19 protein-coding genes are annotated in these 18,548 nt (G+C 69.1%); 15 read left to right on the top strand and 4 right to left on the bottom strand.

The genetic code is table 11. The features are described from left to right. Nucleotides 1–12: 12 nt before the first annotated feature. Genes IEZ21_RS10545 through IEZ21_RS10535 form a run of 3 tightly spaced genes read right to left on the bottom strand, consistent with a single transcriptional unit; the run spans nucleotide 13 to nucleotide 2,650 of the window. Complete coding sequence (locus IEZ21_RS10545) at nucleotides 13–975, bottom strand: ABC transporter substrate-binding protein (RefSeq protein WP_246567544.1); 963 nt, start codon at nucleotides 973–975, stop codon at nucleotides 13–15. Next, nucleotides 972–1,517 (bottom strand): GNAT family N-acetyltransferase, encoded by a 546-nt coding sequence (locus tag IEZ21_RS10540; protein WP_189321608.1) that lies wholly within the window; start codon nucleotides 1,515–1,517, stop codon nucleotides 972–974. The genes IEZ21_RS10545 and IEZ21_RS10540 overlap by 4 nt, the downstream gene beginning before the upstream one ends. After that, nucleotides 1,514–2,650 carry an LLM class flavin-dependent oxidoreductase gene (locus IEZ21_RS10535; RefSeq protein WP_189321607.1) on the bottom strand — a complete coding sequence of 379 codons (1,137 nt, stop codon included), beginning with the start codon at nucleotides 2,648–2,650 and terminating at the stop codon, nucleotides 1,514–1,516. Before IEZ21_RS10535 ends, IEZ21_RS10540 begins: the two co-directional genes overlap by 4 nt. Before the next feature lie 677 nt (nucleotides 2,651–3,327). Here IEZ21_RS10535 and IEZ21_RS10530 point away from each other — a divergent pair. The 15 genes from IEZ21_RS10530 to IEZ21_RS10470 all read left to right on the top strand — a co-directional run bounded on the left by IEZ21_RS10530 (nucleotide 3,328) and on the right by IEZ21_RS10470 (nucleotide 17,578). Next, entirely contained in the window at nucleotides 3,328–4,338 is a 1,011-nt protein-coding gene (locus tag IEZ21_RS10530) for an amino acid ABC transporter permease (RefSeq protein ID WP_189321606.1), read from the top strand. A 285-nt stretch (nucleotides 4,339–4,623) separates the two neighbouring features. Beyond that, a complete protein-coding gene (locus IEZ21_RS10525; RefSeq protein ID WP_189321605.1) occupies nucleotides 4,624–5,193 on the top strand; it encodes a winged helix-turn-helix domain-containing protein in 570 nt (189 codons plus the stop codon). Between the two features lie 13 nt (nucleotides 5,194–5,206). Beyond that, nucleotides 5,207–6,436 carry an acyl-CoA dehydrogenase family protein gene (locus tag IEZ21_RS10520; protein ID WP_189321604.1) on the top strand — a complete coding sequence of 410 codons (1,230 nt, stop codon included), beginning with the start codon at nucleotides 5,207–5,209 and terminating at the stop codon, nucleotides 6,434–6,436. Nucleotides 6,437–6,617: 181 nt separating this feature from the next. After that, nucleotides 6,618–6,701, top strand: a complete 84-nt coding sequence (locus tag IEZ21_RS48775) for a putative leader peptide (RefSeq protein WP_106972604.1) — start codon at nucleotides 6,618–6,620, stop codon at nucleotides 6,699–6,701. A gap of 221 nt (nucleotides 6,702–6,922) precedes the next feature. Next, nucleotides 6,923–7,966 carry an ABC transporter substrate-binding protein gene (locus IEZ21_RS10515; RefSeq protein ID WP_189321603.1) on the top strand — a complete coding sequence of 348 codons (1,044 nt, stop codon included), beginning with the start codon at nucleotides 6,923–6,925 and terminating at the stop codon, nucleotides 7,964–7,966. Nucleotides 7,967–7,970: 4 nt separating this feature from the next. Then, complete coding sequence (locus IEZ21_RS10510; protein ID WP_189321602.1) at nucleotides 7,971–8,819, top strand: ABC transporter ATP-binding protein; 849 nt, start codon at nucleotides 7,971–7,973, stop codon at nucleotides 8,817–8,819. Continuing rightward, nucleotides 8,816–9,775 (top strand): ABC transporter permease, encoded by a 960-nt coding sequence (locus IEZ21_RS10505; RefSeq protein WP_246567542.1) that lies wholly within the window; start codon nucleotides 8,816–8,818, stop codon nucleotides 9,773–9,775. Before IEZ21_RS10510 ends, IEZ21_RS10505 begins: the two co-directional genes overlap by 4 nt. Before the next feature lie 54 nt (nucleotides 9,776–9,829). After that, complete coding sequence (locus IEZ21_RS10500; RefSeq protein WP_189321601.1) at nucleotides 9,830–11,185, top strand: LLM class flavin-dependent oxidoreductase; 1,356 nt, start codon at nucleotides 9,830–9,832, stop codon at nucleotides 11,183–11,185. Beyond that, nucleotides 11,182–12,804 (top strand): FAD-dependent oxidoreductase, encoded by a 1,623-nt coding sequence (locus IEZ21_RS10495; protein ID WP_189321600.1) that lies wholly within the window; start codon nucleotides 11,182–11,184, stop codon nucleotides 12,802–12,804. The genes IEZ21_RS10500 and IEZ21_RS10495 overlap by 4 nt, the downstream gene beginning before the upstream one ends. Continuing rightward, nucleotides 12,801–13,169 carry a 4Fe-4S dicluster domain-containing protein gene (locus tag IEZ21_RS10490; RefSeq protein WP_189321599.1) on the top strand — a complete coding sequence of 123 codons (369 nt, stop codon included), beginning with the start codon at nucleotides 12,801–12,803 and terminating at the stop codon, nucleotides 13,167–13,169. The genes IEZ21_RS10495 and IEZ21_RS10490 overlap by 4 nt, the downstream gene beginning before the upstream one ends. 56 nt (nucleotides 13,170–13,225) lie before the next feature. Next, nucleotides 13,226–14,125, top strand: a complete 900-nt coding sequence (locus IEZ21_RS10485; RefSeq protein WP_189321598.1) for a TauD/TfdA dioxygenase family protein — start codon at nucleotides 13,226–13,228, stop codon at nucleotides 14,123–14,125. A gap of 255 nt (nucleotides 14,126–14,380) precedes the next feature. Next, nucleotides 14,381–14,482 (top strand): putative leader peptide, encoded by a 102-nt coding sequence (locus tag IEZ21_RS48770; protein ID WP_373302212.1) that lies wholly within the window; start codon nucleotides 14,381–14,383, stop codon nucleotides 14,480–14,482. A 228-nt stretch (nucleotides 14,483–14,710) separates the two neighbouring features. Further along, entirely contained in the window at nucleotides 14,711–15,820 is a 1,110-nt protein-coding gene (locus IEZ21_RS10480; RefSeq protein WP_189321597.1) for an ABC transporter substrate-binding protein, read from the top strand. Between the two features lie 47 nt (nucleotides 15,821–15,867). After that, nucleotides 15,868–16,665, top strand: a complete 798-nt coding sequence (locus tag IEZ21_RS10475) for an ABC transporter ATP-binding protein (protein WP_189321596.1) — start codon at nucleotides 15,868–15,870, stop codon at nucleotides 16,663–16,665. Further along, nucleotides 16,652–17,578, top strand: coding sequence for an ABC transporter permease (locus IEZ21_RS10470; RefSeq protein WP_189321595.1), 927 nt, complete (start codon nucleotides 16,652–16,654; stop codon nucleotides 17,576–17,578). Before IEZ21_RS10475 ends, IEZ21_RS10470 begins: the two co-directional genes overlap by 14 nt. Before the next feature lie 273 nt (nucleotides 17,579–17,851). On the opposite strand, the gene IEZ21_RS10465 is transcribed toward IEZ21_RS10470, so the two are convergent. Then, entirely contained in the window at nucleotides 17,852–18,499 is a 648-nt protein-coding gene (locus IEZ21_RS10465) for a hypothetical protein (RefSeq protein ID WP_189321594.1), read from the bottom strand. Nucleotides 18,500–18,548: the final 49 nt, after the last annotated feature.

The following is an 18,548-nucleotide window of genomic DNA, read 5'->3' as shown; positions in this document are numbered from 1 at the left end:
TGGTGTTCCTGCTCAACTCTCAGTGTGCTCGGGCGGGTTGATCTGCGACGTCTCGATCGCGGAGGCGGAGGTGCCCCACTTCTTGAGGATCCGGGCGTACGTGCCGTCCTTGATCAGCTCGTTGACGGCGGCCTGGAACGCCTTGGTGAGCGGGGAGCCCTTCTTGAAGGCGAAGCCGACGTCGAGGCGGTGGTACTCACCGAGGAAGGTGGTCTGCGACGCGGATTGCGCCGCCTGGTAGCGCAGGCCGTTGATGGTCGACATGACCACGTCGATGCGGCCCTGCTGGAGGGCGGTGAACGTCGCCCCGTTCTCCGAGTAGACCTTCACGTCGTACGGCTTCTTGCCCGCCTTCGCGCACACCCCCTTCTGAGCGTCGAGGGTCGCCTCGAAGGTGGTTCCGGCGCCGGTGCCGACGGTCAGGCCGCACAACTGGGTCAGGTCGGTGACCTTCGTCTTGAGCACGGTGCTGCCCGTCTTCACCGCGAAGCCCTGGCCGTCGTTGATGTAGGTGGCGAAGTCGACGGTCTTCAGCCGCTCGGCGGTGACGCCGAAGTTCCCCGTACCGAAGTCGTACTTGCCGCTGCCGAGGGCGGGCAGGATCGTCTCGAACGAGGCGTCCTGCCGGTTCAGCTTCACACCGAGGACCTTGGCCACGGCGTTGGCGAGGTCGATGTCCTGGCCCGCGGGCGGCTTGTCCGACCCGTTCGGGTAGTACGCCCCCGGCGGGAACCCGACCGAGCTGCCGACCCGCAGCGTGCCCGACTTGCGTACGCCGGCGGGCAGCAGAGCGGCGACGGAGTCCACCTTGCGCACGGCGGCGACCGGGTCGTCGCTCGGTGCGGGGGATGCCTGAGCGCCTGCCGGTGCGGTGCCGGAAGTGCCGCCGGAGCCACAGGCGGTCAGCGCCAGTACGGGCAGCAGCGCGAGGGCGGTGGTGATGCGCAGGCGGGTTCTGATCGTGCGAAGGTTCACTGGTCGGCTGCCTTTCGCGTACGTGCGGTGCATGCTTCGGCCGGCAGGTGCTTCTCGAAGGGCAGCGGGCCGATGGTTTCCGGGTCGGCCTCCGTGTCGAACAGCGGCGTGTAGCCGGTGACCAGGTACAGGCCACGCGCCTCCGGCTGGCGCGGCCCGGTCGTCAGGTAGATCCGCCGGTAGCCGCGGGCGCTCGCTTCGCGCTCCAGCTCGGCGACGACGCGGCGGGCGAGGCCGCGTCGGCGGTGGGCGGAATGTGTCCAGATCCTCTTCAGCTCGGCCGTGGTCTCGTCGTACCGGCGGAAAGCGCCGCCCGCGACCGGTCGGCCACGTTCGAGGAGCAGGAGCAGTACGCCGCCGTACGGAGCGGTGAACTCCTCATCGGGGTAACGGGCCATTTCGGCGTGGGCGTCCTTGCCGTACCGGGCCGAGTACTCGTTGCCGAGTTCGCGCAGCAGCGGCTCCACGCGTGGGTCGGCCACCGTCACGTGAATGACCGTCAGCTCACTGGAGGGCGGCGGTGGTTGCGCGACAGAGGTCATCCGTTCACCGCCGCGAGCGTCTGCGTGCCCCGGGCCGCCCGCTCGGCGTCCCGCTTGGCGACCTCCTCGCGGACGATCGGGATCACGTACCGGCCGAAGTCGGTCGCGTCGCCCAGCAGGTCGTAGCCGCGGGCCGAGAGGATGTCGACGCCGAGGTCGTAGTAGTCGAGGAGCGCCCGGGCGACCGTCTCCGGGGTGCCGACGAGGGCGTTGGAGTTTCCCGCGCCACCGGTTGCGGCGGCGGTCGGGGTCCACAGGGCGCGGTCGTAACGCTCCCCCGCCTCGGCGATGGCGATCAGCCGCTGGGCCCCCGTGTTCTGTGGCTGGGCATTCCCGTTGTGCCGCTTGGTGATCGCCTCGCCCTTCTCCTTGCGGGCCTTGATCGCGCCGACCGTGCGGTGCGCCTTTTCCCAGGCCAGTTCCTCGGTCGGGGCGATGATCGGGCGGAACGCCACCTGGATACGCGGCACATCGGTGCGGCCCGCAGCCTTCGCGGCGGCCTTCACGTGCTCGATCTGCTCGGCGGTCTTCGCCAGGGGCTCGCCCCACAGGCAATAGATGTCGGCCTCGGCGCCCCCGGCGGCGTACGCGGCGGGCGACGAGCCGCCGAACGACACGTTCGGGCGGGGCTGTTGGACCGGGAAGACATCGCTGACGAAGTCGTGGAAGCGGTAGTGCTCGCCCTCGTGGTCGAAGGGCTCGTGGGTGGTCCAGATCTTCTTGACGATGCGGATGTACTCACGGGTGCGGGCGTAACGCTCGTCCTTGGTGAGGGTGTCGCCCTCGCGGCCCTGTTCGTGGTCGTTGCCGCCGGTGATGAAGTGCACGGTCAGGCGGCCCTCGCTGATCTGGTCGAGGGTGGCGAAGGTCTTGGCGGCGTAGGTCGGGTACGAGACGTTGGGCCGGTGGGCCAGCAGGATCTGGAGGCGGTCCAGCCTGCTCGCGATGTACGCGGCGGCCGGTGCGGGGTCGGGCGATCCGGAGCCGTAGGCGAACAGCACCCTGTCCCAGCCGTGGTCCTCGTGCGCCCGGGCGAGCCGGAGTGTGTACTCCTTGCCGAAGGCGGCGCCGGAGCGCGGGGTGGTTTCGGAGCCGTTGTTGGTCGCGGCGATGCCAAGGAACTCCACGGGCATGGGAATGCCTTTCGTACGGGCTAGGGGGCCTGAGGGCGCACGCGGGCAGGACGGAACAGCCCTTTGCGGCGCAGAATGTGACTACACGTCAGGGAATGGCTGACTGGCGGGAGCGTGACGACACCGGGGTGTCGGGTAATCGGGGTGGCGGCAGCGCGCACCAGGGCTCGCAGGGACCGTGTCCGTACGCGGGTCAGCGCCCGCGCGCAACGGTGATACGAAGGGAGAACTCGGCCCGCGACGGGGTTACCGAGGGAGGGAGAGGCCGGTCAGACGGCCCGCTGCCGCGTCAGGCGCAACACGCTGCGGACCACACTCGACCGAAGTCGATGTGGTCACGCGAGACCAAGCGCTGATGGGCATTCATGCGACTAATTGAGCAGTACATCTCGCTCTTCGTCAACCAGCGCTCGTATGCCGGACCGGCCTTGACCGACTCCAACTCCTTGTTGACAGATCCCTGCTGCGGCCCCAAAGATCGATGGCGGATCGGCTCCCGCCGTGTGCGGCAGCCTCTCCGGCCGCGTTGAGGGACGCGGCGAGCGTGATGACGCCGGACCCCGGCCGCACCGTACCTGCGTGAACCTGCTCACAACCTGCGCAGTGCTTGCCCACGTGTGCCACCGGATGGTCACCGACGCCCGCAACTCCCTCTCCCGGAGAGCCTCCCGATGGTCATGCCTCTGCCTTCCGACGTCACCGCTCCCGGCGCCGTCCCCGCCGACAAGCGGCGGAACCCCGGCACCCCCGACGATCTGCCGCGAATCGTGGCGCGCCGGCACATCGGCCGCTGGCTGACAGCCGCCGCGGCACTGTTGGTCTTCGCTACGGCCGTCAACTCCGTGGTCCGCAACGACGCCTTCCAATGGGCCGTGGTGGGCCGGTACTTCACCACCGCCGCCGTACTCGACGGGCTGCTGCTCACCCTGTGGCTGACCGGCGTGGTGATGGTGCTCGGCTTTCTGCTCGGCATCCCCCTGGCCGTGATGCGGCTGTCCGCCAACCCTGTGTTGCGCACGCTGAGTTGGGGCTATGTGTGGATCTTCCGGTCCACCCCGCTGCTGGTGCAGCTCCTGTTCTGGTTCAACATCGGCGCCCTCTACCCGACGCTCGGCCTCGGCATCCCGTTCGGCCCGCAGTTCGTCACCGTCAAGACGGTCAACCTGCTCGGGCCCACGCTCACGGCCGTCATCGGACTGACCCTGCACGAAGCCGCGTACGCCGCCGAGGTGGTGCGCGGCGGCATCCTTTCCGTCGACTCCGGCCAGACGGAGGCCGCCCAGGCTCTCGGCATCGGCCGGCGGCGCACCCTGCGCCGGATCGTGATTCCGCAGGCGATGCGCTCCATCGTGCCGACCGCCGGGAACATGTTGATCGGCACGCTGAAGGGCACCAGCATCGTCAGCGTGCTGGCGGTGCACGACCTGCTGTACTCGGTGCAGTTGGTCTACAACCAGACCTACCAGGTCATCCCGCTGCTGATGGTGGCCACCCTCTGGTACATCGCCGTCACCACTGTGCTCAGCGCGGGGCAGTTCTACGTCGAGCGCCACTACGCGCGTGGCTCCGCCCGCGCACTGCCGCCCACGCCTCCGCAGAGGCTCAGGATCCGTCTGGCCGCGCTTCGCGCCCTGCTGAACAGGGCGACCGCGCCCGACGCCCGCCCGACGGTCGGGGGTGACCGGTGAGACCACCCGCGGTGTTGCGTAGCCTACATTTCCTATCGATTTACTAGGGAAGTATTGACGCCCCGTCCGGCGGGCGCGCAGGATGATGCACATGTCCCACACGCAGCAACGACTCGTCAGTCGTCGGCATGTCGACTTTGGTCACGTCGTCAGCGCCGCCTGCTGTCGCGTGTAAGACACGCGGCCCGCATCTTGCGCGTGTGCCGCATCCGCTCCTTCTCCCCCATCCCAGGTGATCAGGCGCCACCACCCACCGCGCCGACGTACTTCTGAAGGACGACCGCCATGACCACGGCAGTTCCGCCCCAGGCCACTCCACCGGACTCGCTGCTTCCCGACATGCGCCATCTCCGCCTCGTGGACGACACCACACAGGACAGCGACGGGGGAAACGGTTCCGCTCCCCTCGTCGGCTATCTCATCCTCGTCCCCGAGGGCACCGATCCCGCCCGGCTCTTCGCCGAGGACGTGACGCGGCCGGAGATCCGACGGGTCGCCTACACGGACTCGCCTCCCGTGCAGCAGACAGGAGGCGGTGCGATCCGAACCGATTCCGCGCGACATGTCGCAGAAGTGGACGGACACGAACTCGACCTGACCTACCTGGAGTTCGGGCTGCTGGCCCATCTCGTACAGCATCCCCACCAGGTGCATTCGCGAGAGCAGTTGATGGCCGCCATCTGGGGCTACGGCCACATCGGCGACGGCCGCACCGTGGATGTCCACATCGCGCGGCTGCGCCGCAAGCTGGGCAAGGCTCACCGGCACCGGATCATCACCGTACGGCGCATGGGCTACAAGTACGTGCCCGACCAGCAGCAGAGCCCCAACTCCGCACCTTGCCGCCGACCTTGAGGAGACCACCGCCATGGGCGTTGCCACTGCGCCGTCCGGCCCCGCCTCGGAATCCGACCGGACCGGGCCCGGCCGTGCGCACTGGCTGCGCGTGGCCCGTGAGACGGCGGACGACCTGGCCACGGACGCGGTGGCCAGGGAGCAGGCGGGCAAGGCCCCGTTCGACGAGGTGTCCCGGCTGCGTGAATCGGGATTGCTGACGCTCCTCATACCGGCCGAGTTCGGGGGAGGCGGATCGGACTGGCCCGCGGCCTACGCCGTCGTCCGGGAGGTCGCCGCGGCCGACGGTGCGATCGGTCAACTGCTCGGCTGTCACTACTTCCTGTCGTGGAGCGCCCGGTTCTTCACCGAGCCCTCCCTCGCTGCTCACGTCGAGCAGCAGTCCTCGGCGGAGCAGTGGTGCTGGGGCGGCGGCTTTGCCCATCAGGAACTGCCTCTGACGCTGGCCAGGACTGCCGGGGGCTTTGTGCTGGACGGCCGGCAGACCTACGCCACCGGGGTCCTGGTCGCCGACCGCCTCGCCGTGCGGGCCGTACGGGCCGACACCGGCGAACCACTCGCCATCACTGTGGATCCCGCCCGTCACGGCGTCGTGATCGACAGCGACACCGACACTTTCGGCCAGCGGCTCGCGGCCGGCGGCAGCGTGGAGTTCGACGCCGTCCGGGTCTCCGCCGACGACGTACTCGGTTCCCTGTCCGCGGACGAGGACGTCCTGTCACCCCTGGCTGCTATGGCATCGCCGGTCGGACGCCTTCTCTCCGTCCAACTCTGTCTCGGCATGGCCGAGGGAGTACTCGCCGAAGCCCGGGAATACAGCAGGGCCGGCCACTCACCCTGGCACCCCGCCTGGCCAGTCGGCTCTCCCCAGGACCCCCATGTGCTGAGCATCTATGGAGAACTCACACTTCTCACCCGCTCAGCATCCGCGCTCGCCGATCAAGCACTGGCAGCCGTGCACGGCGGACTGGCACGCGGTGCAGACCTCACCTACGACGAGTACGCGGAGATCTCGGTCCTCGTGGCCATGGCCGAAGCCGCCGCCTCCAGGGCCGTGCAGGAGTCGACCTCCCGCGCCCTCGACATCATCGGCGCCCGCTCCGCGTCCTCACGGCTGGGCTTCGACCGCTTCTGGCGCAATGCCCGGACCCACACACTGTACGAGCCCGTCGCTCACCGGCTCCGCGATGTCGGGGACTATTTCCTCAACGGCGCGCACCCTCCGTTCGTCCTGCCTGTCTGACCTTGCTTGCGCTGCCGCTCGGCTTTTCCCGGCGAACTCGACATGATCGGCATTCGCCACGCAACCCGGCATCCAGACAATTGTGAACGCTGTACTTCACTCACATGTCGGGCGGTTGAGAATATGAGACGCTCACGCAGCGACATTGACTTGGCTGGATTTCGCTGCAACTGTCTTGACTGTGAGCAAGTCCGAGAACCTCGCCGCGCGCCTGCACGTCGATCTGCGACGTCAGGCCAGCGCCATCTGTGCCGTCGGCCGCTGAACGCGCTGACCGGCGCTGCTCTCCCGCTCCAATTTCGCAGTCGGCCACCACGACTGTTGTCGGTGTAGACGACTGATTTTCAGCAGGCATTCCTGATGGGCATCATGCCCCTTTCGGTATCCGCCTTGCTTGTGCCCAATTACCGATCACCTCTCTCGGCTATGGCTTCTTCATGCCATCGATTCCACCTCAGTCCCCATTCATGTGAACAGGACCTTTCCATGGCCACTACGGCATCGACCCGACGCCAGTTCCTCTCCCTGCTCGGTCTTTCTGCGGTGGCCGTGAGCTGCGGCACGACCGCCGGGGCCACCTCGGGCAAGAGCCAGACCAAGACGCTCCGGTACCAGGGCTGGGCAGGTCAGGTGACCTTGCCGGAGTTGGCCGAGGATCTCGGCTATCTGGAGGACGTGAAGCTGAAGTGGGTCGGCAACACGATCAGCGGGCCGCAGGACATCCAGTCCGCGGCCACGGGCCAGGTCGACTTCGGCGGCGCGTTCAACGGCGCGGTCGTCAAACTGGCCGCGAACAACGCCCCCATCAAGGCCGTCATCAGCTACTACGGGTCCGACAAGGACGCCTACAGCGGCTACTACGTCCTCAAAGACAGCCCCATCCGCTCGGCCCGGGACCTGCTCGGCAAGAAGGTCGGGATGAACACCCTCGGAGCCCACTCCGAGGCCATGCTCGACATCTACCTGCAGCGAGGCGGTCTGTCCCGGGCGGACATCGGCAAGGTCGAGCCCCTCGTGGTGCCTCCGGTCAACACCGAACAGACGCTGCGTCAGAAGCAGATCGACGTAGCCGTGCTCGGCGGCATCCTGCGCGACAAGGCCCTGGCGGCCGGCGGCATCCGCCCGCTGTTCACGGACTACCAACTGCTCGGTGCGTTCAGCGCCGGCACCTTCGTGATGACGGACCGCTTCCTGAAACAGAACCCCGACACGGCCCGGATCTTCGTCACCGCCGTGGGGCGGGCCATCGAATGGTCCCGTTCCACTCCGCACGAAGAGGTCATCGCCCGGATGACGGACATCGCGAAGAAGCGCCGCCGCAACGAGGACACCGCACCCCTGAAGTACTGGCGCTCCTACGGCGTCGCCGAGAAGGCGGGCCTGATCACCGGCAAGGAACTCCAGCTGTGGATCGACTGGCTGGCCGACCGCGGTGACATCAAGAAGGACCAGGTCACGCTGTCGGACCTCTACACCAATGAGTTCAACCGCAACCAGAAGTCCTCCTCCGCCACGAAGAGCGGGAGCTGAAACCATGCCGGAATCCACCACGGAACCCACTACACCCAAGATCGTGTTCGAGGACGTACGGAAGGACTTCACCGTCAAGGACCGGACGAGGGCCCGACGGGCAACCCGGTTCACCGCCCTCGACGGCATCGATCTGGAGATAGCGGCCGGCGAGTTCATCGTCCTGGTCGGTCCCAGCGGCTGCGGAAAGTCCACGCTGCTGGATCTGCTCGGCGGCCTCAACCAGCCCACCGGCGGACGGATCCTGCTGGACGGCACACCCGTCACCGGCCCGGGCCTGGACCGAGGCATCGTGTTCCAGCAGTACGCGCTGCTGCCGTGGCGGACGGCGCAGGGCAATGTCGAGTTCGGCCTGGAGGCCACCGGCGTCCCACGACGTCAACGTGCCGCTCGAGCCAGGGAGTTCCTGGATCTGGTCGGGCTGACCGGGTTCGAGGACCGCCATCCGCACGAGTTGTCGGGCGGGATGCGGCAGCGGGTGGCGCTCGCCCGCAGCCTCGCCTACGACCCCGATGTGCTCCTGATGGACGAGCCGTTCGCCGCGTTGGACGCCCAGACCCGGGAGTCGCTGCAGGACGAGTTGCTGCGCATCTGGCAGCGCACCGGGAAGACCGTCGTCTTCATCACGCACGGCATCGACGAGGCCGTCTACCTGGGACAGCGCGTCGCCGTCATGACGTCCCGGCCGGGTCGCATCAAGCAGATCGTGCCGGTCGCCTTCGACTCGCGTACGGCGACGGACGACCTCCGCTCCAGTCCCGAGTTCGCGCGACACCGGCACGAGATCTGGTCGCTGCTGCACGACGAGGTGGCCAGGGCCCAGCAGTTGGAGAAGGAGGAGGCTTCCGTATGAGCCCCACAACCGGCACGGCCACCGAGAAGACCAGGGCGCCGGGCGTGGTGAGCGCCGCCGAGCCCGTCCCGGCCGTTTCCCCCGCTACGTCCACAGTGTCCGCTGTGCCGGCGCCACATGACGCATCGCCGGCCGGCGTGCACCAGGCCCGCTCCACGGCGGCCCGGTTGCGCCATGCGGTCCGCCGCCTGCCGTACCTGCTGGTCAGGGGGGCGACCAAGTCCGTTGCGATCGTGGCTCTGCTCCTGCTGTGGGAGACCGCACCGCGACTCGGCCTGGTCGACCGGACCTTCCTGCCGCCGTTCAGCGAGGTCGCCGACGCCTGGTGGGGGCTGGCCGCCGACGGTCAGCTCGCCGACAATGCGCGTGCCAGCCTGACGCGTTCCTTCAGTGGGTTCGGTCTCGCCGTGGCCGTCGCCGTGCCGCTCGGCCTGCTGATCGGCTGGTACCGGCCGGTCGCCGACCTCCTCGGACCGCTGCTCGAGGTGTTCCGCAACACCGCGGCGCTGGCCCTGCTGCCGGTGTTCGTACTGCTGCTGGGCATCGGCGAGACCTCGAAGATCTCCATCGTGGTGTACGCGTGCACCTGGCCGATCCTGCTCAACACCATCAGCGCGGTCCGCAACGTCGACCCGACCCTGCTGAAGCTGGCGAAGTCGATGAACCTCTCCGCGCCCCGGCTGTTCCAGAAGGTCATCCTGCCGGCCTCGGTACCGGTGATGTTCACCGGCATCCGACTGGCCGGAGCGGTGTCCATCCTGGTGCTGGTCGCCGCCGAGATGATCGGCGCCAAGGCGGGACTCGGCTATCTGATCAACGCCTCGCAGTACAACTTCGCGATCCCGCAGATGTACGCGGGCATCATCACGATCTCCGCCATCGGCGTGGCCTTCAACCAGCTCCTGGTCACCGTGGAGCGGCGGCTCAGCTCCTGGCGCGTACCGGCCGACGGCTGACCCGGCCACCCTCTCGTCCCTTTGCGTCTCACCGCCCCCGATCCGAGGAACCCCATGACCGCGACCAGCCCCCGTCGGCTGCATCTCAACGCCTTCCTGATGAACGCCGGCCACCACGACGCCGCCTGGCGCCACCCCCGTACCGAGCCCGAACGCGTCAACGACCTGCGCTACTTCCAGCACCTCGCGCGGACCGCCGAACGCGGCCTGCTCGACTCGGTCTTCCTCGCCGACGGGCTCGCCCTGTGGGGCAAGGTCCGGCACAACGCGCTCGGCGGCTTCGAGCCGCTCACCCTGCTGTCCGCCCTGGCGGCGGTCACCGAGCACGTCGGCCTGATCGCCACCGTCTCCACCACCTTCAACGAGCCCTTCCACACCGCCCGCAAGTTCGCCTCCCTGGACCACATCAGCGGCGGCCGGGCCGGCTGGAACATCGTCACCTCCGGCACCGTGAACGAGGCCCGCAACTTCGGTCAGGACGAGCACCTGGAGCACGGGCTGCGCTACGAGCGGGCACGGGAGTTCGTCGATGTCGCGACCAAGCTGTGGGACAGCTGGGAGGACGACGCGATCCTGCTCGACCGGGAACGGGGCGTCTACGCCGACACCGACAAGGTGCGGGAGATCAACCATCGAGGAACGTACTTCGGAGTGCAGGGCCCGCTGAACGTGCCGCGCACCCCGCAGGGCTACCCGCTGCTGGTGCAGGCCGGTTCGTCGGAGGACGGCAAGGAGTTCGCCGCCCAGTACGCCGAGGCCGTCTTCACCGCCCAGCAGACCCTCGCCGACGGCCAGGCCTTCTACAAGGACCTCAAGTCACGGCTGACTCGCTACGGCCGTGCCGAGGACCAGTTGCTGGTGCTTCCCGGCATAGCACCCGTCATCGGCTCGACCGAGGCCGAGGCCCGCGCGCTGGAACAGGAACTGACGGATCTTCAGGTCCCCGAGTACGGGCTCACCCAGTTGTCCGGCATGCTCGGCACCGACCTGACCGGGCTGCCGCTGGACGGGCCGCTGCCCGAACTCCCCGAGGAGCGGGACATCAACGGCAACAAGAGCCGCTTCACGCTCGTCGCCGAACTCGCCCGCCGGGACGGCCTCACCCTGCGCGAGCTCATCGCCCGCCTCGGTGCCGGCCGCGGTCACCGGGTGTTCGCCGGCACACCGGAACAAATAGCCGACCAGCTCGAGGAGTGGTTCACCCAGGGCGCCGCCGACGGTTTCAACATCATGCCGCCCCATCTGCCGGGCGGCCTGGAGGACTTCGTCGACCACGTCGTCCCGATCCTGCAGCAGCGAGGCCTCTTCCGCACCGAGTACACCGGCCGCACCCTGCGCGAGCACTACGGCCTGGCCCGCCCCGCCAACCGCCTGGCCGCGGCAGCCACGGCAGGAGGGCGGCCCGCATGACCGGGCTGGACCTCACCACGGACGTCCTGGTGGTCGGCGGCGGCCCCGCAGCCGCATGGGCGGCGCTCAAGGCGGCCCAGGACGGAGCGGACGTCGTCCTCGCCGACAAGGGCTACTGCGGCACCAGCGGCGCCACCGCCTCCGCCGGAACCGGCGTCTGGTACGTCCCCCCAGAGCCCGCCGCGCGCGAGGCGGCCATGGCGAGCAGGGAGGCCCTGGGCGGATATCTGGCCGACCGGCGCTGGATGACGCGGGTGCTGGACCAGACGTACGCGGGCATGAACGAGCTGGCAGCGGCCGGACGCTACCCCTTCCCCACAGGGCCGGACGGAAAGCAGCTCAGGAACGGGCTGCAGGGACCGGAGTACATGCGCAGGATGCGCATCCGCGTCCAGCGGGCCGGAGCACGCATCCTCGACCACAGCCCGGTCACCGAGCTGCTCACCGACCCGTCCGGGGCGGTCGCGGGGGCCCGGGGTCATCGGCGCCAGGCCGGGCAGCCGTACCGGGTACGCGCCGGGGCGGTCGTCCTGGCCACCGGCGGCTGCGCGTTCCTCAGCGGCGCGCTGGGGTGCAACGTCAACACCGGCGACGGTGCGCTGTTCGCCGCCGAGGCAGGCGCGGAGCTGTCCGGGATGGAGTTCTCGAACGCGTACGGCATCGCGCCCGAGGGCACCTCCGTCACCAAGACCGCGTTCTACTCCTTCGCAACCTTCTACCGCGAGGACGGCACGGTCCTGGAGGGTGCGGCCAGCCAGGGCGGACGGTCCGTCATCGCTCGTACGCTGCTCGACGAGAAGGTGTACTGCCGCCTCGACCGGGCGGACGCGGCGGCCCGGCAGGCCATGCGGCTGGCCCAGCCCAACTTCTTCCTCACCTTCGACCGGCTCGGCATCGACCCCTTCACCCAGCTCTTCGCCGTCACGCTCCTCGCCGAAGGCACCGTGCGCGGCACCGGCGGCATCCGCATCACCGGCGACGACTGCTCCACCACCGTCCCCGGGCTTTACGCAGCCGGTGACGCGGCCACCCGTGAGCTGATCTGCGGTGGCTTCACCGGCGGCGGCAGCCACAACGCCGCCTGGGCCATCTCCTCCGGCACCTGGGCCGGCCGGGGGGCGGCCCGCCACGCCCGCTCACTCGGCATCCGCGCCGGTACGAGGCGCCTGGTGGCCGCAGGGGGCGCCGGGCTCCGGCCGACCGGCGCCCCGGGCTCCGCCGACGGCTTCCGGGACGTCATCACCGCGGTCCAGGGCGAAGTGCTGCCGTACGAAAAGAACTATCTGCGCCACGGTGACCGGCTCACCGCCTCACTGGAGGTGCTCGACGACGTCTGGGAGGAGACTCGCGCCTCGCTGCACGCCGAGGGCCACGACGCCGTACGGGCCAGGCAGGCGGCGGCGATGGCGGCGCATGCCCGGTGGATGTACGCCTCGGCGCTGGCACGCACCGAGACCCGCGGCATGGCCAAACGGCTCGACTTCCCGGCACAGGACCCCGAGCAGCACCACCGCATCGTCACCGGTGGTCTCGACCGGGTGTGGACCCGCACCGAGCCCCTGACGTCCGCACCGACCGCACCGACGGCACCGGCCGCGTCACTGGAGGTGGCCTCGTGATCGAACTGGTCTCGGCGGAACGCTGCATCACCTGCGACAAGTGCATCAAGGTCTGCCCGACCAACGTCTTCGACCGCGGCGAGGACGGCATCCCCGTGCTCGCCCGCCGCGACGACTGCCAGACCTGCTTCCAGTGCGAGGCGAACTGCCCGGCCGACGCACTGTACGTCGCACCCCTGACCCGTCCGCTGCCCGACGACTCCACCGCCCCGGACGAGGAGGACTTGGACCGTACCGGCCTGCTCGGCAGCTACCGCCGCCACATCGGCTGGGGACAAGGCCGCACCCCCGGCGCGCTACGGGCCGTCGGCCCTCCCCTCGGACCACCGGGGTCCAAGGGAACCTCCCCGCCCATCACCTCCTGACGACCTCCCGACTGATCACATCCCCGCTGATCACCTCCTGAAAGGAACACCCGCACATGACCACCAGCACCGGCTTCGACATCCGCCGGATCGGCGGCCGTATCGGCGCCGAGATCCTCGGCGTGGACCTGTCCACCGACCTCGACCCCGGCGTCGTCACCGAGATCAACTCCGCGCTCCTGGAACACAAGGCGCTCGTCTTCCGCGACCAGCACCTCGACGACGCGGGCCAGCTCCGCTTCGCCTCCCTCTTCGGCGACCTCACCACCGCGCACCCCACCGTCCCCTCCGTCGACGGCCAGCCCAACGTCCTGCCCGTCGACGGCGACGAGGGCATCCGCGCCAACCAATGGCACACGGACGTCACCTTCGTCCGTACGCCTCCGAAGGCGTCCACGCTGCGCAGCATCGTGATCCCGCCCTACGGCGGCAACACCCTCATCGCCAACTCGGCCGCCGCCTACCGGGACCTGCCCGAACCACTGCGCGAGCTGGCGGACAAGCTCTGGGCGGTCCACAGCAACGACTACGACTACGCGGCCCCCAAGAACGAGAAGGCGGCCGAACACCGCAGGCGGTTCGTCTCCCGCAAGTACCGCACCGCGCACCCGGTCGTCCGCGTCCACCCCGAGACCGGGGAGCGCGGACTGTTCATCGGCGGCTTCGCCCGGAGCATCGACGGCCTCGGCCCCTCCGAATCCCGCGACCTGCTGCGCATCTTCCAGTCGTACGTCACCCGCCCGGAGAACATCGTGCGGGTGGTCTGGGCGCCGGGCGACCTCGTCCTGTTCGACAACCGCATCACCCAGCACTACGCCCCCGACGACTACGGCGACCTGCCGCGCCTGCTGCACCGGGTGACCGTCGCGGGAGACGTCCCGGCCGGTGTCGACGGCACCCTCAGTCACGTCGTCGAGGGCGACGAAGCCTCCCACTACACCCCTGCCGCGGCCTGAGCCCATCAGCCGCCGGGGAGGGGCACGTGTCCCTCCCCGGCGGCCGCCCGCATCGGCCCAACTTCCCGCCGACGTGGCCGCGTTGACCGGCCCCGGACGCCTGAGTGAACCCCTGCCACGCTGGGCCACTCACGGTTGATCCCATGATGCGAGATGACATTGTCCACCATGCGAACACCCCCTTGGGATAGGCGCCTCCTTCTGCCACGATCCCTAGCAACCGGGTAGGAAAACTAGGGAAAAGCGGGGGTGGCCATGCGAACTTTCGACCGCACAGGCGGGTCGCTGCCCCTCCTGACCTCGCGCCGTCACATCGACCTTGTCCGTACGTCCAGCGCCATCTGTCGGCCCGTCTGACGCGCAGAACCTGAGTCTGTCCGAACCAGGACTGCCTCCCCGCCCGCTCCGCCTCCGCCGGCGGATCGAACAGCCTCCGCCGGCCACTCCCCCACGTTCCGCTTCTCAGCCCGCGACGGCATGCGTGCCGCCGAGGCCGAGGAGTGGAGTGCTGGCGCGTGCCGCCACATCAGTACGCCTCGCGTTTTCGTACCTCCCTGATCGCCCATTCCCTGAGAGGACACCTCCGTGTCTGCCGCAAGACCGCTCACCGCCCTGCGCACCATCGCCGTCATAGCCGCGCTTCCTCTCCTGCTCACCGCCTGCGGCTACGGCGCCGATTCCGCTGACGACGACAAGCAGACCGAGGTCGCGGCGAACGCCAAGAAGATCGACGGCCTCGACGAGGTGAAGATCGGCTATTTCCCCAACCTCACGCACGCCACCGCCCTGGTCGGCGTCCAGGAGGGCCTGCTCCAGAAAGAGCTCGGCGGCACCAAGATCAAGCCGTCGACCTTCAACGCCGGCCCCTCCGAGATCGAGGCGCTGAACGCCGGGTCCATCGACATCGGCTGGATCGGCCCCTCCCCCGCCATCAACGGCTACACCAAGTCGAACGGCAAGAGCCTGCGCATCATCAGCGGTTCCGCCTCCGGTGGCGTGAAGCTCGTCGTCAACCCGGACAAGATCAAGTCCCTGGACGACGTCAAGGGCAAGAAGATCGCCACGCCGCAGCTCGGCAACACCCAGGACGTCGCGTTCCTCAACTGGATCGCGGAGAAGGGCTGGAAGGTCGACGCGCAGAGCGGCGGGGGCGATGTGTCCGTGGTCCGCACGGACAACAAGATCACCCCGGACGCCTACAAGTCCGGCTCCATCGACGGCGCCTGGGTGCCGGAGCCGACCGCGTCCAAGCTGGTCGCCGAGGGCGGCAAGGTGCTGCTGGACGAGGCCGATCTGTGGCCGGACAAGAAGTTCGTGATCACGAACATCATCGTGTCGCAGAAGTTCCTCAAGGAGCACCCGGACGTCGTCGAGGCCGTACTGCGCGGCTCGGTGAAGACCAACGCCTGGATCAACGCCAACCCGGAGAAGGCGAAGGCCGCCGCCAACGAGGCGTTGAAGAAGGAGTCCGGCAAGGCGCTGCCCGCCGAGGTCATCGACCCGGCCTGGAAGTCCATCACCTTCCTCGACGACCCGCTGGCCGCCACCCTCAACACCGAGGCGGAGCACGCGGTGAAGGCCGGCCTGCTGGAGAAGCCCGATCTGAAGGGCATCTACGACCTAGCCCCGCTCAACAAGGTCCTCAAGGCCGAGGGCGAGGACGAGGTCGACGACGCCGGTCTCGGTGCCGAGTAACGAGTAACCGACAACCAGGCCCGATGAGTTCCCAGGAGGTGACGACCATGGCCACCACGATCGCCAAGGCTGCCGAGGACGCCACGGCGTTGACGTACGCCGCCCGTATCGAGCACGTCTCGAAGTCCTTCCCCGCACCGGGCACGCCCGGCGGACAGCAGCTCGTGCTGGACGACATCACGCTCGATGTCGCACCGGGCGAGTTCGTCACCCTCCTGGGGGCCTCCGGCTGCGGCAAGTCGACGCTGCTGAATCTGGTGGCGGGCCTTGACCTGCCGTCCGCCGGCTCGATCGGCACGGAAGGCCGACCCGCCCTGCTGTTCCAGGAGCACGCGCTGTTCCCGTGGCTGACAGCGGGCAAGAACATCGAACTCGCCCTGAAGCTGCGCGGGGTCGCGAAGCCGGGGCGCCGGCAGGAGACGGAACGGCTGCTGGAACTCGTACGGCTGCAGGGCGCGTACGGCAAGCGGGTGCACGAACTGTCGGGCGGTATGCGGCAGCGAGTGGCCCTGGCCCGTGCGCTGGCCCAGGACAGCCGGCTGCTGCTGATGGACGAGCCGTTCGCGGCGCTGGACGCGATCACCCGTGACGTACTGCACGACGAGCTGACTCGCATCTGGCGCGAGACGGGACTGTCGGTGCTGTTCGTGACGCACAACGTGCGGGAGGCCGTGCGGCTGGCGCAGCGGGTGGTGCTGCTGTCCTCGCGGCCGGGGCGGATCGCCCGGGAGTGGAAGGTCGGCATCCCGCAGCCGCGCCGCATCGAGGACAGCGCGGTGGCCGAGCTGGCCGCCGACATCACCGAAGAACTACGCAGGGAGATCCGCCGCCATGGCCAGCACTGACACCGGCGCCGACAGCAAGAAGGACGGCTCTCCGGCAGCCGGGGAGCCCCAGGACTCACAGGACCTGGCGGGACTGGAGGCCGGGCTCGACGCACTGGACACGGTGCAGGTGGGCCGTACGTCACTGCGCGAGACCCTGGTACGCAAGGTGGTGCCGCCGGTCACCGCGGTCGCGCTGGTGCTGGTGGTCTGGCAGCTGCTGGTGTGGGCGGCGGTCGTCGACAGCTACAAGCTGCCGTCGCCGTCCGCGGTGTGGGACGAGGTGACCGCCGCCTGGCTGCAGGGCACGCTTCTCGACTACATCTGGACCAGCGTCTCGCGCGGTCTGCTCGGCTTCCTGATGGCGCTCGCCATCGGTACGCCGCTCGGCCTGTTGGTCGCCCGGGTGAGGTTCGTCCGGGCGGCCATCGGCCCCATCCTGTCCGGTCTGCAGTCGCTGCCGTCGGTGGCCTGGGTTCCGCCCGCCGTACTCTGGCTGGGCCTGAACGACTCGATGATGTACGCCGTGATCCTGCTCGGCGCGGTCCCGTCCATCGCCAACGGCCTCGTCGCCGGCATCGACCAGATCCCGCCGCTGTTCCTGCGGGCCGGGCGGACGCTGGGCGCGACGGGGCTGCTCGAGGCCTGGCACATCGTGATGCCCGGGGCTCTCCCCGGCTATCTGGCGGGGCTGAAGCAGGGCTGGGCGTTCTCCTGGCGTTCGCTGATGGCCGCCGAGATCATCGCCTCCTCGCCCGATCTGGGCGTCGGTCTCGGCCAGTTGCTGGAGAACGGGCGGACCAATGCCAGCATGTCGCAGGTGTTCCTGGCCATCTTCCTGATCCTGCTGGTCGGTATCGCCATCGATCTGCTGATCTTCAGCCCGCTCGAGCGGCGGGTGCTGCGCAGCCGGGGTCTGCTGGTCACCCGCTGAACGAAGGGATCGCTCGCGGTCGACACGGGAGGCGCGTCCCACCCCGCCGCACACACGCACACCCGGCGCATGACACCGGCTCCGAAGGTGGGCGCGTTCATGTCGGTGACGCAGGTGTCGTACAGGGCCGCCCGGCGGATGTTCGTCTCGGCCCCGCACTCGCCTTGTTCCTGCTGGTGGGACTCGCCGACGACGGCGGTTCCGTATCCGACGCGGCACTCGAAGTGGGAGCGGACCTGGGTTGGTCCGCTCCCACCTTGCGGGGCAGGGGGGTTACCCCGCGTCTGTGGCGGAGGCTCCGGTCGGGGTGGGCTGCTTCTGCCCGTCGGCGCCGTTCTCGGCCTTCCGCTCGGCGGCCTTGTGCCCGCGCTCGGCGCGCTTGCGGTCGCGATCGTCCTTGGCCTCCTGCTTCCTGATCTGGTCGGCCGCCTTCTCCATCGCCTTCAGTTCAGTCCGTACGGAGTCGGCGGGGCGGCGTTCGAGGGCCGCGTCGTAGCGCATGGCCAGCAGGTTCATGGCCTCGGTGTCGGCCTCCTTGACCCCGGCAAGGATGACGGTGCCGCCCGGCGGGACATGCGGTGTGAAGGCGCCGACGGCCCCGGTCGCCTCGGTGGCCCGCTTGTAGTCGTGGCCTCCGCCGATCAGCGCGCCGATGCCCCAGCCCATCAGCACACCGAGGGGGCCGCCGAGGATGCCGACCAGTGAGCCGACCAGCCCGCCGACCGCGGTGTTGCGTCCGGCTTCCGTGTCCAGGCCTTCGGGGAAGCGGACGGTGCCGTCCTCCAGTCGCTCGATCAGTACGGCGCCGCGGACCTCGGTCGTGGCGGAGGAGAGGTGCTTCAACTCGCTGAGCGCCTGGTAGGCGGTGGCGCGGTCGGCGAAACGGAGGGCGATGGCGTTCTCGGTCATGGTCACGGACATGGGTCTCTCCTTGGAGCCTCAAGGGACGGTTGTGCCTGACGGTGTCCGA

It is taken from the genome of Streptomyces flaveus (genome assembly GCF_014647675.1).
GTDB classification, from domain to species: Bacteria; Actinomycetota; Actinomycetes; order Streptomycetales; family Streptomycetaceae; genus Streptomyces; species Streptomyces flaveus.
The sequence above is the reverse complement of the archived record's forward strand: the minus strand, read 5'-3'. Positions and strand labels throughout refer to the sequence as shown.

What these genes read in the sequence shown, in the direction of transcription:
- IEZ21_RS10525 (WP_189321605.1), top strand. Translation starts at nt 4,624, where the DNA reads ATGACCACGGCAGTTCCGCCCCAGGCCACTCCACCGGACTCGCTGCTT.
- IEZ21_RS10485 (WP_189321598.1), top strand. Translation starts at nt 13,226, where the DNA reads ATGACCACCAGCACCGGCTTCGACATCCGCCGGATCGGCGGCCGTATC.
- IEZ21_RS10505 (WP_246567542.1), top strand. Translation starts at nt 8,816, where the DNA reads ATGAGCCCCACAACCGGCACGGCCACCGAGAAGACCAGGGCGCCGGGC.
- IEZ21_RS48770 (WP_373302212.1), top strand. Translation starts at nt 14,381, where the DNA reads ATGCGAACTTTCGACCGCACAGGCGGGTCGCTGCCCCTCCTGACCTCG.
- IEZ21_RS10530 (WP_189321606.1), top strand. Translation starts at nt 3,328, where the DNA reads ATGCCTCTGCCTTCCGACGTCACCGCTCCCGGCGCCGTCCCCGCCGAC.
- IEZ21_RS10465 (WP_189321594.1), bottom strand. Translation starts at nt 18,499, where the DNA reads ATGTCCGTGACCATGACCGAGAACGCCATCGCCCTCCGTTTCGCCGAC.
- IEZ21_RS10535 (WP_189321607.1), bottom strand. Translation starts at nt 2,650, where the DNA reads ATGCCCGTGGAGTTCCTTGGCATCGCCGCGACCAACAACGGCTCCGAA.
- IEZ21_RS10475 (WP_189321596.1), top strand. Translation starts at nt 15,868, where the DNA reads ATGGCCACCACGATCGCCAAGGCTGCCGAGGACGCCACGGCGTTGACG.
- IEZ21_RS10540 (WP_189321608.1), bottom strand. Translation starts at nt 1,517, where the DNA reads ATGACCTCTGTCGCGCAACCACCGCCGCCCTCCAGTGAGCTGACGGTC.
- IEZ21_RS10515 (WP_189321603.1), top strand. Translation starts at nt 6,923, where the DNA reads ATGGCCACTACGGCATCGACCCGACGCCAGTTCCTCTCCCTGCTCGGT.
- IEZ21_RS10510 (WP_189321602.1), top strand. Translation starts at nt 7,971, where the DNA reads ATGCCGGAATCCACCACGGAACCCACTACACCCAAGATCGTGTTCGAG.
- IEZ21_RS10500 (WP_189321601.1), top strand. Translation starts at nt 9,830, where the DNA reads ATGACCGCGACCAGCCCCCGTCGGCTGCATCTCAACGCCTTCCTGATG.
- IEZ21_RS10495 (WP_189321600.1), top strand. Translation starts at nt 11,182, where the DNA reads ATGACCGGGCTGGACCTCACCACGGACGTCCTGGTGGTCGGCGGCGGC.
- IEZ21_RS10470 (WP_189321595.1), top strand. Translation starts at nt 16,652, where the DNA reads ATGGCCAGCACTGACACCGGCGCCGACAGCAAGAAGGACGGCTCTCCG.
- IEZ21_RS10520 (WP_189321604.1), top strand. Translation starts at nt 5,207, where the DNA reads ATGGGCGTTGCCACTGCGCCGTCCGGCCCCGCCTCGGAATCCGACCGG.